Raw genomic sequence first — 13,377 nt, 5'->3', positions numbered from 1 at the left:
TTTCTATTTATCCTGTGAGCCTGGTCTTTTTAAATTACGGTTAGATTAATTATCTAAGGTAATGAATCAGAGTAATAAAATTTACCGCTCAGTGTCGGGATGGATTGGAATATGTTAAAAAATTTCTTGAATACATAAGCACTCCCTAAGGAGTGCTTAGTACTTCCAACCTAAAATTAGGCCGCCAGCCGTCTTACCGATATATCTTCTTTAGCCGATGTTTCTCGGATTTCCGTCAACTGGCGGAGTTCATCCACCTCCAGCCGGATCCATTCAATGGCATCATCCACCACGCTGCTATAATCAGCTGCGTTCGGATGCTCCAGGTCATTGACATCAGCATCGCCGGAAAATCTTGCTACAGCTGCGCCGCTTCGGTAATGCACTGAAACATTGAATATCACGGGCACGAAGACGCCATTAGCCACTGAATCAATATAGCCAGTTAGGTAATCATCATCGAATTCCATGATATCGATATCTTCGATAGCCTGGCTGCTCATATGAAGACGAATTTCGCCAAAGGCACTTTTCCAGCTTCTGAGTTGCCTTTCCTCGAATGAGCAGCGGCTGACGAATTTTGTCAGCTGTCGGCAACATCGGTCGGAGGCATCCCGTACCGCGCGCTCCAGCCAGTCCATAAAATGGATCCAGTAGCGTTCGCTCTTCCTGAACTGCTCCAGAGTCATGACATCACATTGAGGAATATCGGTTTGGCCGGTGGCCTCCCTGAACGTTTCATCGTCAAGCTCGTAAAGCGGAAGAATATCCGCCCGCAGTAGCTGATCTGTGCGGCCGCTAACCTGTGGGTGGACCCGTGGAATATGATCAACATATTCGGTTTGAGTCGCCAGCCAGTCGGTCGCATGTATCCAGAGTTTCAGTATGTTCCTGCTGCGTGTTATTGCCGTTTCCTCCGAATTTAACCCGGAAAGCATATGCTCCATAATTTCACTGAGAATTTCCTTTCTGAAAAGAATTCGGGTGTTTACGTACGGGTTGCTGTCTTCGTCCAGCCGCCAGTAGATATCATCATAATCTGGTGAAAAAGCCAGAGCTGCACGGTAAGCGTGCTGAATGTATTCATGAATAATGCACATGGTTAACTCCTGTTTGTTCTGAAAAAGCAGGAGGCCCGCAGGGGCGTTCCCCCTGCTGGGTTAAAGTTCCTTACCGCCAGACAACACGTAGGCGTCAGCCGTCCCGGTATGGGCAGCATAGTCAGTGAGTGAATGGCGGATTAGTTAAGTGTTATCAGAGGAAGCGAAGTAAGCCCGTGTGGACTGTCGTTACTGTTCTTTGGTTGTCACATTAAGGCGTTGTGACGTAAAAAACTCTCAGAGACTGCGTCGTGGTCGTCCCGTCAGTGGGTGCGGTGGTACTTCGGCAGCCGTAGAGCGGCAGGCCATGCTTCTGCTGGATTTTGGTCATATACGCCAGTACCTGACGGATGTTGTCGATACTGTCTGGGTCGCTGTAGCGTACCGGAATGTTGATATTGGCCTCGTAATGCTCTTTAAACTCACACCGGTGATACCAGCCATCCCGGTCAGCGATATCACTCCAGTACATACCGGCTTGCTGCGCCCAGGGATAGGTATTCTGAGTTTTACTACCATCCAGCCAGAGCACGACGTGGGCATGGTAGTGGTGGTCTTCGGTCCATTCGATAACCCAGAAGAAACCGACCATCGCGTCGAGTTGCATCATACGGTTCATCAGCTTTCGGATATCCCATTCGAGCTGCTGGTGATCCCGCAGGAAAAACTTAGCGGTATGATCTTGATAAAACAGATCTGTTCGAAGTGCCCGCAGGCAGGAATAGCGCTCTACCAGTTTGTCGATATGGTTGTTCAGGAGTGACTGTAGAAACCAGTCTGGCTCCCATCGTTGATTATTTTGCATAGGATGAGTTTCTTTAGTGCTGGCGAGGGCCAGCCAGTGGAATACACCAAGCCTTCAGGAAGGGTCATGGCTGAAGGAGTTGTATGGATTAGGGGGATGGTTGTAAAAAGGGAGTGCCTATTAATTATATTAATTAACCTAAATTAATTTTCACTCCTCAATGCCCCTCAAATCCCTTGCAGGACTATGGATGAAGCCTAACTCAGTGGTTCAGCTGTCGTCCGCCATGCAAAGCAGACATACTCGTCCATCAGACTGGTCAGCGCAGGGTTTTCAGCCTGCCGGTCATTGATCCAGATATCCATCTCTTTGTCTTTTTTGAACCTGAGGTTGTCGGTCCAGTCATCAAGGCAATTCCCCAGCATCAAATCGTACCAGCACAGCCAGACCAACTTCAGATGCAGCTCACTACCGCTGAACTGGCGGAACAAACTGATGAGCTTATTTGCCAGAGGGCGTTGTTTTAAACGCACGCACTCAGACAGCAAAATCCCCTCCAGCATGGGATGGTGAGCCAGCAGATGCTCCTGGGTAAATAAACTGACGCTCAGGTCTTCATTAACAGTCTGGACTGACCCCACGCCCGTAGACAAATTCTGTCCTCACGGCGGGGTCAGTCCAGATAGGAAATCATAATTCAGCACAGAGGATACTATGACGAGATCGGAGACGAGTTTTTCAATTGGCGGAGTGTGAAGGGCACGAACATACGCTCTGTTGGTTGCCAGATTAAATCTTTTGGACCGATAAGATGAAATGAAAATGACGAAACCGTTATCGGAAGCGTGCTCGTTAAGCTAGCGATTCACTTGCTTATTCTTGCCTGACACATTGCATTGACAGCGCTGCCTGTAACGTTACACTAAACCGTTGTAGTTCATAATTCCTGAGAAGATGGTGATGCCGGGTATGAGTGTCTTCCGCCATTCATCAATTGCCGCAAAGGAGATGTATGGCGAATATTCGTGATGTCGCAAAGCATGCTGGCGTTTCCGTTAGTACGGTATCCAATGTGCTCAACGGCCGGACCGATCAAATGCGGGCTGAAACTCTGGCGCGTATCCAGCAGAGCATGCAGACGCTCAATTACTTTCCAAACCGGGTAGCGCAACAGCTCAAGACTGGACAAGCCAAAATGATTGGTCTGCTGGTGCCGTCCATTGTGAATCCCAGTTTTGCCGCACTGGCCCGTGAAGTCGATTTGGCCGCCAAAAAACGCCAACTGCGGGTGCTGATTGGAAATACCTACCGACAGATTGAAGAAGAAGAAGCCTTTCTGGACGACATGTTTTCCCACGGCGTCCGCGGGATTATCGTTGCCGCCTGCGATATTGAAAAAGCGCATTTTGCGCGAGCGGCAGAGCAGGGCATGGTGATGGTGAACTATGATGGCCGTATGCCTGTATGTGCTCAATCGGATCATTTTGCGCTGGACAGCGTATCCATGGATAACATTGATGCAGGGAGAATGGCGGCAGAACATCTGATCGCGCAGGGGTGCCGTCGCCTCGCGTTTGCCACGGTGGAAGGGATGACCCCCAGCCGTGCGCACAAAATCGAGGGTTTTCTCCGCGCGGTGCAAGACCACGGGCTTTATCGCGAAGGGATGATCGTTGAAGGCCAGGCCATGGCGGCCTATGGCGACACGGAAATGACAGAACTCGGGCGGGCGCTGGCGTTAAAAATCAGCCAGCAGCCGGTGTTCCCGGATGGCATCGTGGCGATCAACGATGCGCTGGGCATTGGGTTGATGGCTGGTCTGTATCAGGCAGGGATCCAGGTGCCGGAACAAATCTCTATTGTGGGCATCGACAATATTCCGCTCTCCGGACTGGTTTTCCCCGGTCTGACTTCCATCATGCCGCCGCTTCGGGAGATGGCAGAAGTGATGGTTGAGCGGTTGATTGAGCGGACTGAAAATCCGGCCATTCCGCCAGAGGAGTTTCTGTTTCCTCCGTTGCTGGTTTCCCGACAATCGGTACGATAACGGCATGGCACGAGAAGAACGATACGTTCTTCTCGCTCTGTCATACCAGCGTTGGGGCCACGGTCAGCAGGATATTGGCGAAGCGGCGGGTTTCGCCGGAGGCGATGACCAGGATCGTGTCAGACGATTTGGCCAGCGAATAAAACGCGTTTCGTTCAACATACTCAAACTCGATCGCCTCAGAAAGCATGCTGCGGTATTCACGCTCGGCCGTATTATCAAAATCCGCCGGGCTTGCCATTAAGGTGGCTTTTTCCACATTAATATAGCCGAGAATTTTCTCCAGAATGACGACACTACCGATCATCCCTGGAGTGAAATTAAGCCAGATAATCCGTGCCTGTGCAGACGTATTGGTTAAAAAAGAATAATTGGCATCGGTGATTAAAATATTCGCCTTGTGTCCGCACTGTGCCAGTGCCTGTAATAAATCAGGATGAATAATATCTGACTTGATCATATGTCATACCTTTTAAAACTGGCGGGCATCATCGCCCGCCACATTTTTATGCCCGGTAAATACCGCCGTTAATGTCGATAGTGGCACCGGAAACGAAACCATCATATTCAGAGGCGAGGAAACAGATAACCCTTGCCACATCCTCCGGTGTGCCTGCTCTTCCCAGAGGAATGGCCTGGATTGTCTGGTCGGCAGAGGCCTGCGTGGTGTGCTGATTATGAAAACGCGTACCGAGAATCAAGCCAGGCGCAACGGCATTGACGCGAATGCCGTGTTCACCGAGCTCTGCGGCAAGCGAGCGAGTCCAGGTCAGCACCGCGCCTTTGGTGGTGGAGTAGACCAGAGAGCCCGCATGGCCGCCAGAGCGTCCGGCCAGAGAGGCCAGGTTGACAATACTGGCGCCGTCTGGCGCGGCCTTCAGCCACGGTAATGCCTGCTGAGTGACATTCAGCATCGTCGTCATATTGACGTCGATGACCGTGCGCCAGAAATGTGGCTCAATCTCACCCAGCCATTTGCGGGCAATAATGCCGCCGACGTTATTGACCAGAATATCGATACCGCCGAGGAATTCCGCTGCCTGCGCCACACAGCGGGCTGCGTCTTCTTCATCGGTTAAATCGGCGAAACCACAGGCCGCCCGACAGCCTTGTTGTTCGGCGAGCGCCATTAATTCTCGTGGGCCTTCTTCGCCACTGAAATAATGAATATAAATATCGCATCCCGCCTCAATCAGTTTTTTCGCGCTCTCTTTACCAATGCCTTGTTCTGCACCTGTAATAAACGCTTTTTTACCCGTTAATAATCCCATTTCATACTCCCGTTGTTCATATTTAAACGGCATCAGATAACGACGTGACATCGTTATGCCGTTTTTTGTGCGTGGATATCCCTGCCACCTGAGCGTGGCAAACACTGGACTTCATTATCAATAGCCGGCCAGTCCGGGCAGCCAGGTGGTTAATGGTGGCGCCATGGCGACAATAATGATGCCGACAAAGACCACCGCCAGATATTTCGCCATCGGTTTGATGACGTGCTTCATTTCCACGCCACAAATGGCGCAGGTGGTGTACAGACCCAGGCCGATTGGCGGTGAAAACAGGCCAAAGCCCATTGCCATGATCATCACAATGCCAAAGTGCAGCGGGTTAAAGCCAAGCTGAATAGCTATTGGCACCAGAATTGGGGCGAAAATGATCAATGCAGGCGCACCTTCGAGAACCGCACCAAAGATGATCAGAATGACAATGGTCAACATCAGGAACAGCCATGCCCCTTGCTCCATGCCAATGCCAACCAGCAGTTCAGCGATCTGCTGTGGGATCATCTGAATGGTCAGAGCATATGAGAGGCTGGTCGCACAGGCTACGATGAACAGCAGGACGCCGGACATCGCCGCGATATCAACGAACATTTTCACCGTGGCTTTCAGCGTCAGCTCACCAAACGCCAGGCGGCCCACCACAATGGCGTAGATCACCGCGAAGGCAGAAATTTCCGTGGAGGTGGCAATCCCCATCATGACCCCACGACCAATCATGAAGATCATGACCAGGCCGACAGCGGCGCCGAGGTAAAGCTGAGTCCGCGGACGTAATACCGGATAGGCTTCGCTGACGTTAATTTTTCCGCCGAAGCGGTTGGCGGCGACCATTAGCAACACCAGCAGGCAGGCCGCAGGTATCAGGCCGGCGATAAACAGTGCACCGATGGAGATATTGGCGACAAAGCCCATCACGATCAGGTTCACGCAGGGAGGAATGGTTTCCGCCATCACCGCGGAGGCGGCAAATACCCCGGCGGCTTCTTCGCTGTCCTGCTTCGCGCGTCGTACTGCAGGCATTAACACCCCGCCGACCGCCGCTACATCGGCCAGTTTGGAACCGGAGATGCCAGAGAAAAAGGCCATCGACAGTACGGTGGTCATGTTCAGGCCGCCGCGAAAGCGTCCCATGCCACGTACAATCAGTTCGACCAGACGCGTGGACATGCCGTTGATTTCCATCGCCGCACCGGCGAGCAAGAAGAACGGAATCGCCAACAGAACAAAGTGGTCAACACCTGCCGCTACCTGCTGTGAGAAAAAGACAAACGGCAGGGAAGGATCACAGATAAAAAAGACCATTGCGGACATGCCGAGTGTGAAGGCGATTGGCACACCGGCCAGAATGCCAAGCACGAAGCAGATCAGCATCAGGCCCGCTGCCGCGCTGGCCGGATCGGCCATCAGCGACAGTTTCAGATAACCCAGCGCTGCCAGCACGATAATCCCCGCGCCGCTAAGCAACACCACTTTTGCGCGTTCCTGCAGCGCATGTTCCAGTGCAGCCACCATCATCACCACAGAACCGATTAATACCGGAATCACATAGATGGTCTGCGGCAGGCCCGTCTCGGTCGTTTGCAGTCGCGCGGCCTGTACCAGATCATAACTGGAAACGACCAGCCCGACGGAGACCAGAAACAGGATCCAACGGCTGGCGTGGATTACGTAGGGGCGAACGCTTTCAGGCAGAAAGCGTAAAAACAGATCGACGCCAATGTGCCCGCCTCTGCCGGTCGAGGTGGCGACGCCAAAAAAGACCAGCGCAATCATCAACGCTCGCGCCACTTCTTCCGCCCAGTGGATCGGCGAGTGCAGGGCGTAGCGCCAGATCACCGAAGCAAATACCACCAGCACGTTGATAAACAGCACCAGCGCTCCGGCCCAGGACGTTAACGTGGTCAGAAATCGACTCAGCCGCCCCAACAGCGTCAACAAAGACTTTTCATCCTTTGTTTTCATCGGGATATCAGCCATGATGTACTCCTTTCATGGTTTGTGTGGGCAACATCGCCGACCCGCTAAACCTGGCAGGCCGACGATGCACGGCTTATGGTTTGGCGCTCGGCGCTGCGGCGCTGATCTCGTCCACCATAGGTTTCAGATCCGGGTATTTATCCAGGAAGGCTTTCCAGACAGGCTGTACGGCCTGTGCGAAGAATGCGCGATCGGTTTCCCGGAAAGTGACGCCTTTCGCCTCCAGGTTTTTAATCGCTTCCAGTTCTTTCTGGCTGGCCTGCTGGCGTTCGTATTCCGTGGCCTCTTTCGCTGCGGCCAGCACGTCAGCACGTAATGACTCCGGGATCTGCTCGAAGCTCTTCTTATTCATGGCAATCATCAGCGGGTTATAGCTATGGCGGGTCAGCGTGCCATTTTTGATGATTTCATAATATTTGCTGGCGTAGATGGTGGGCGCATCATGCTCGACGCCATCGATTACGCCCATTTGCAGGCTGGAATAGACTTCCCCGCCCGGCATGGGAATAGCCACCGCCCCCATGTGATTCAGTGTGGCGATAAAATTAGGTACCGGTAGCACGCGGATTTTCAGATTCTTTAAATCCTCCGGCTTTTCAATTGCCTTTTTGGTGTACACGTTGCGTGCGCCGAGGTTATAGCCATAGCCCAGCACCATCACGTTTGCTTTATCCATCATTAACTTAGAAAGCTGCTCACCGGCTTTGCCGTCCAGCGCTTTCCCGACCTGGTCATAGTCTTTAAACAGATAACCCAGATCCAGCACACCCACTTCAGGAACCAACGTAGCCCAGATTGAAGTACCTGAAATCATCATGTTAATGGCGCCGATACGGACCTGCTGTGTGGCATCGGCTTCTTTTCCCAGCATGGCGTTGGCGAAATAATTAAGCTTAATCTGTCCCTTTAACTTCTCGTTTTTATTAATGTTTTCCTGGAAACGGTTGAACCAAATATAGTGCGCAGAGGAGTCATCTCCAGGCAGAGACGAGTAAACACGAAAATTGATTGCTGCCTGTGCTGAAGCGCTCAGCGCACTGCCTGCAATCAGGGCGCTACTGAGGCAAGCGAGTGCCAGAAAACGTCTGGCTGAACGAAACGATGTTGTTTTCATCATGATTATCCTTTCTCATAGTGTAGAGGTCGTGATAACGCCATCTGGCAGGGCGGACGCAGCCAGCTGGTTTAACGAAAAAGTCGCTGATTTTATTTTCTGTAACGTTTTAGTGTAACGTTACAGACGCTATCTGACTCACTGTGCAAATGCAATATGCGTCCTTTCATCAAGGTGAGTGATATGTGAATTTTGTGGCGGGTATCGCTAATTTACGGGGGAGTGTTACAAAACCGAAACGGGGTATTCGCTGTTTAGTCACTGTTTAGCGAGGCAAGGCACAGAAACCGGTACGTCGTCGGTGTCCGGGAGCGCAGACAGCAGTCTGTGTAAACCGATTCGCGTCTGTCAGGCGATAACTTTTACGCATAGCCGCTTAGAAAATGACATTTTTTACATAGGCATCAAGGTGATAGTATCAATTGAAATGACAGATAAAGCGCGGTGCAGATGATGAAACATACCATTGGGATTCTGGGCAGCATCCGGCTAGCACACGCAATGGCTCTGCCAGAACGAATCATCCAGGTTAGGGAAGACAATTTCTCCACCCTGTGGGGCAAATCAAATCACTGGAAAAGCTGCAGAATGAGCCGCCTTCAGCTGTTGCTGCACCTCGGCACATATATCCGGGGATGAACTGTCGGTGGACAGCTACGAGGCCAACGATGTCTTTATCGGTGTGGCCGCGGTCGCCACCGGGATACCGAAGCATGATTTTCTGCACTATGTACTGAGGTTCTTCAGCCATGAGCAACGTGCTTCCGGACGGAAATCGCACTGGGAACGGAGGCGGCAGTGAGGGAATTCACTGACGAACGCTGCGACAAACTCATCGAGACGGCACGACACATGATCACGCGAAAACCGACTTCGCCGGAAAGCGAATATCTGAGAGACCTGGCGCAGATTGCACTGAGAGTGTTAATCGCTGAAGAGACGGGTAGTCCATAGATGTAATAGGTAGCTTCAGAGATACCAGCCTCCCGGCAGACATCTTTAACGGTTCGTCCGGCTTCAACCGATTTAATTACGGCAATGATCTGATGCTCAGTAAAACGGGCTTTACGCATAGCGATCTCCTTTGTTGGCAGATTGATTATGCCGGAGGATCTCTAAATGTGAATGGCACGATTATGCGGGATACTTACACTCTTCCTTCATAATAGTAATTGTGATGAGCGGTGCGGGTTTGTTGGCGCACATTCGCACCGCGCTAAATAATACCTGTAAACCTAACCAGTAATAAACGCAAAATCCAGAATTTAATCAAATATAATAAACGCGTTCAACTGTATGTTAAGAATAAATAAAACAGCCTTGCCAGTTATTGAGCAATTGTTGAAATAACCAAAAAACAGTCTCGAGCAATAATATAAATTTAATACCTGAATCAGGATGGAAATATCAAATCAAGAGCAGCCCAATACCTTCGCCAGCGCACCTTTATGAGTCTTCAGGCTTTGGGCAACCTCCGGCGGCAGGGCAGCCCACTTCACAATTATCGATGGTGTATGCGCTGGCGGCGCACGCTAGCCCTAAAAATAACGATGGCAACAGGCACAAAAATCTATATATCTTCATTTGATTTATAACGTGATAGCGAATGTGAATCCAAATTCATAAACAGTAGAAAGACACTGTTAATAGCCAAACGGCGCAATTCATAAATGAATTATAAAGATGAAGTGAGAGAATAAAAACAACCAGAAAAACGCGACAGAGTGAAATATCACAAGACGATTAAATATCACGTTGGATGATGTTTTTTGATAATCAGATGATGTTGGATGATATCGAAAAAATATATTTCCACCCCATCAACTGAACGGGTCGCAAGGTGAGAATGTTCGACGAAAGAAAAGGGCTATCTCTGATATTGTCTGAAAAGATCCAAAGAGAAGGGAAAACACTTCTCTCCGGCGTGGGCATTGTTCAGACTACGGAAAATTATCCGGTAGGGAGATACGTTATGAAAAAGGGAGTTTGGACAGGATTACTGGCATTAGCGGCGCTCAGCGCCCCTGCGCTGGCGGAAAAAAGCGGAATTTCATTTAGCCATAAAGACTGGGAGGTGGTCTGTGATAACACGCTGACCTGTCGGGCTGCGGGATACAGTCCCAACGAAGGTACCGGTGGCTCAGTATTACTCACTCGTCAGGCCGGGGCGGGTACTGTGGTATCAGGAGAGCTGATGCTGGCGGAGGTTACCGATAGCGATGTTTATCCTGAAAAGCTGACGCTGTGGATCAATGACCAGCCAGCGGGCGAAGTGAAGCCCGGAAAAGAGAGCTGGCCACTGTCGGACAAACAGGTCCGGGACATTATTAATGCGGTCAAAGGCAGTGGAAAAATCGAGTTTAAAGGCGGGTCAGATCCGTTTGTGCTCTCCGGTGACGGGGCTTATGCGGTGCTGCTGAAAATGGACGATGTTCAGGGGCGAATCGGCACGCCGGGCGCGCTGACCAAAAAAGGCGATAAACCGGAGAGCAGCGTCCGGGCTGCGGTTCCCGCGCCGGTGATTAACCAGGTTAAGCCTGAGAAGGCTCAGGAAAGAGCGCTGACAGCGCCTGAACTGGCGGTACTCAAGCCCAAACTTCTGGCAACCCTGACTGAAGATGACTGGTGCGATCGCATCCAGCCAGAAGAGGGAGAGGAAGCAGAAACCATTAGTCTGACGCCGCTGGATAACGCCCACTCGCTGATTTCAGCGCTGTGTTGGCGGGCGGCATATAACGAGGGGTACGGTTATTGGGTGGTTGATAGCAAGCTTGAAGGCAATCCCGCTCTTATTACCGTTTCAGGTTCGGAGTATGGCGAGGGTGAGATTTTCATGAGCCAGAAAGGACGCGGTCTGGGGGATTGCTGGGGAATGGCAAACTGGGTCTGGGATGGCACTACGTTTCGCAAAAGCCGCGAGGCAACAACCGGAATGTGTCGGTATTTGCGCCTGGGCGGTACCTGGGATCTCCCCACCTGGGTAACCGATGTTAAACCTGGAAAGTAACGTGCTGAAATAACGAGGCAAAAATATCTCCTCCGGCATACCCATCAAGGAAAGCGCCGGAGGAGAAGAGGAGGTACAGATTATTACTTACGCGCGTCCAGCAGCTGCTGCGCGTTGTCAGCGGTCACCACGGTCCACGGAATATAGTAGTGCTTCTGCGTACCGCCATCCCATTTCAGGTCTTTAGCGTACTGCTTCCAGATTTCCGACTGCGGCTGGTAGCTCTCGCCTTTCACCGCCCGCAGGGCCACGTCGATAGAGCCCTGCATCTGGCCTTTCGCATCCTGAAGGATAGAGACCATCTCTCCGGCCTGCACCGCGTGGATAGCATCGGAGACGCCGTCAACGCCGGCGATAGCAAAGTCTTTGACGTTCAGCCCCGCGCCCTTAATGGCTTCAATTGCCCCTAGCGCCATCTCATCGTTCTGGCCAATTACGCCGTTGATTTTACCGCGGTGTTTTTGCAGCCAGTTTTCCATCAGCGGCTGGGCTTCAGCGCGCGACCAGTTCGCGGTCTTCCGCTCCAGCACCGTCACCTGGCCTGCGCCACACTCCGCGATAGCCTTGTCGTTGCCTTTACCACGCTGGATCTCGCCGCTGCCGCCTTTCGGACCTTCGATGATCACGACGTTTACTTTATGGTTCTTACAATCGAGTTTATCCAGCACCGCTTTAGCTTCCAGATAGCCGCCCAGTTCATCGTTAGAGACCACTTCCGAGGTCATCTCTTCGGTGTTAAGACGGGCGTTAGTCACCACTACCGGAACTTTGGCCTCTTTGGCGTTGGTGACGATATCGATGTTAGCCTCGAAATCCATTGGGTTAACGATAATCGCATCGGTGCGGGTCTGGAGCGCCGTGGCCGCCTGGTCGTTTTGTACTGACGCATCGTAGCGCCCGTCATAGAACGTCAGCACCGCTTCGCCGCTTTTCACCGCCGGATGTTCCTTGCCATAGCGTTCCATCAACTGCACGAATTCTGCTTTGTTGCCGTACATCAGCACCGCAATTTTAACCGGCGCCGCCTGAGCGGCCGCCAGACTTCCCATCATCATGGCTGAAGCAAACAACGCTATTTTGGTCTTATTCATTATTCTCTCCTGTAGGGGTTTTGCAGGTTAATTAATCGCGCTGTTGCTTACGCGATGGGTCGAGCAGAACGGCGACCACGATCAGGGCGCCTTTAATAATTTGTTGGTAGTACGACTGCACGCCGAGCAGGTCGAGGCCGTTGTTCATCACTCCGATAATCAGCACGCCGAAGAAGGTGCCGACCAGCGTACCGACGCCGCCCGCCATACTGGTGCCGCCAATCACTACTGCGGCGATAGCGTCCAGCTCATAGCCCGCTCCGGCGTTGGTTTGCGCCGAACCGGTTCGTGCGGTGAGGATCAGCCCGGCGATACCTGCCAGCGCGCCGCACAGGGTATACACCAGCACCTTGATGCGCACGACGTTGATCCCGGAGGTACGGGCGCTTTTCGGGTTGCCACCAACGGCGTAGACGTAGCGGCCAATAATGGTTTTATTCAGCAATAGCCAGGCGAGGGCGAACAGCAAAATAAAGATAATCACCGGCACCGGGATGCCGCCGACGTAACCATTGCCCAGCCAGCGGAAATCGTTATTAAGCTGGGAAACCGGGTTGCCGTTGGTGGTCAGCATGGTCAAACCACGGGCGGCGGAAAGCATCCCCATGGTGACGATAAACGGCTGTAAACGATAACGAGCTAATACCGTGCCATTAATCAGCCCGCAAACGATGCCGATACCGAGTGCTACGATCAGCGGCATGATCACCGCCGTAGCGGTATCGCCGATGGCCAGTCCGCTGTTATTGGTGGCGAAACGGGCGGCGACGATCCCGCTGAGCGCCAGCACCGATCCGACCGACAGATCCACCCCGGCGGTAATAATGACGAAGGTCATGCCAATTGCCAGAATGCCGTTGATCGACACCTGACGCAGAACGATCAGCATGTTTTCATTGCTGAGAAAATAGTTGCTGCTCCAGGCACCCTGGGAAACCTGGTACTCGCCAATCAGCGCCACGATCAGGCACAGGACGAAAAACGCGATGATAATGCCGTATTTGTGCATA

9 protein-coding genes and 3 pseudogenes are annotated in these 13,377 nt (G+C 52.0%); 2 read left to right on the top strand and 10 right to left on the bottom strand.

Going from position 1 to position 13,377, the window contains the following annotated elements:
* Positions 1–176 precede the first annotated feature (176 nt).
* The 3 genes and pseudogenes from DA718_RS25280 to DA718_RS25270 form a co-directional block, all read right to left on the bottom strand.
* Entirely contained in the window at positions 177–1,100 is a 924-nt protein-coding gene (locus DA718_RS25280; protein ID WP_112216400.1) for a hypothetical protein, read from the bottom strand.
* Positions 1,101–1,337: 237 nt separating this feature from the next.
* Positions 1,338–1,905: pseudogene (locus tag DA718_RS25275) on the bottom strand (YagK/YfjJ domain-containing protein).
* 197 nt (positions 1,906–2,102) lie between these two features.
* Positions 2,103–2,468 (bottom strand): annotated as a pseudogene (locus tag DA718_RS25270) (hypothetical protein); the annotation flags it as partial.
* 389 nt (positions 2,469–2,857) lie between these two features.
* On the opposite strand from DA718_RS25270, the gene DA718_RS25265 reads away from it, so the two are divergent.
* A complete protein-coding gene (locus DA718_RS25265) occupies positions 2,858–3,892 on the top strand; it encodes a LacI family DNA-binding transcriptional regulator (protein WP_112216402.1) in 1,035 nt (344 codons plus the stop codon).
* A gap of 40 nt (positions 3,893–3,932) precedes the next feature.
* Here DA718_RS25265 and DA718_RS25260 read toward each other — a convergent pair whose 3' ends face one another.
* From DA718_RS25260 to DA718_RS25240, 5 genes and pseudogenes are all read right to left on the bottom strand, one after another.
* The gene (locus DA718_RS25260) at positions 3,933–4,352 is read right to left on the bottom strand and encodes an RbsD/FucU family protein (RefSeq protein WP_112216403.1); all 420 of its coding nucleotides are present in this window, start codon (positions 4,350–4,352) and stop codon (positions 3,933–3,935) included.
* A gap of 46 nt (positions 4,353–4,398) precedes the next feature.
* Complete coding sequence (locus tag DA718_RS25255) at positions 4,399–5,163, bottom strand: SDR family NAD(P)-dependent oxidoreductase (RefSeq protein ID WP_112216424.1); 765 nt, start codon at positions 5,161–5,163, stop codon at positions 4,399–4,401.
* A gap of 117 nt (positions 5,164–5,280) precedes the next feature.
* On the bottom strand, positions 5,281–7,155 hold the full coding sequence (locus tag DA718_RS25250; protein WP_112216404.1) for a TRAP transporter large permease: 1,875 nt from the start codon (positions 7,153–7,155) through the stop codon (positions 5,281–5,283).
* A 73-nt stretch (positions 7,156–7,228) separates the two neighbouring features.
* On the bottom strand, positions 7,229–8,272 hold the full coding sequence (locus DA718_RS25245) for a TRAP transporter substrate-binding protein (RefSeq protein ID WP_112216405.1): 1,044 nt from the start codon (positions 8,270–8,272) through the stop codon (positions 7,229–7,231).
* Between the two features lie 953 nt (positions 8,273–9,225).
* Positions 9,226–9,342 (bottom strand): annotated as a pseudogene (locus DA718_RS25240) (transposase); the annotation flags it as partial.
* Positions 9,343–10,241: 899 nt separating this feature from the next.
* On the opposite strand from DA718_RS25240, the gene DA718_RS25235 reads away from it, so the two are divergent.
* Positions 10,242–11,276, top strand: a complete 1,035-nt coding sequence (locus DA718_RS25235) for a DUF1176 domain-containing protein (RefSeq protein WP_112216406.1) — start codon at positions 10,242–10,244, stop codon at positions 11,274–11,276.
* Positions 11,277–11,359: 83 nt separating this feature from the next.
* Here DA718_RS25235 and DA718_RS25230 read toward each other — a convergent pair whose 3' ends face one another.
* Complete coding sequence (locus tag DA718_RS25230) at positions 11,360–12,367, bottom strand: substrate-binding domain-containing protein (RefSeq protein ID WP_112216407.1); 1,008 nt, start codon at positions 12,365–12,367, stop codon at positions 11,360–11,362.
* A 31-nt stretch (positions 12,368–12,398) separates the two neighbouring features.
* Complete coding sequence (locus tag DA718_RS25225) at positions 12,399–13,376, bottom strand: ABC transporter permease (protein ID WP_376767713.1); 978 nt, start codon at positions 13,374–13,376, stop codon at positions 12,399–12,401.
* Between the last annotated feature and the right edge of the window lies 1 nt (position 13,377).

The organism is Klebsiella huaxiensis (assembly GCF_003261575.2).
Taxonomy (GTDB): Bacteria; Pseudomonadota; Gammaproteobacteria; order Enterobacterales; family Enterobacteriaceae; genus Klebsiella; species Klebsiella huaxiensis.
The sequence above is the reverse complement of the archived record's forward strand: the minus strand, read 5'-3'. Positions and strand labels throughout refer to the sequence as shown.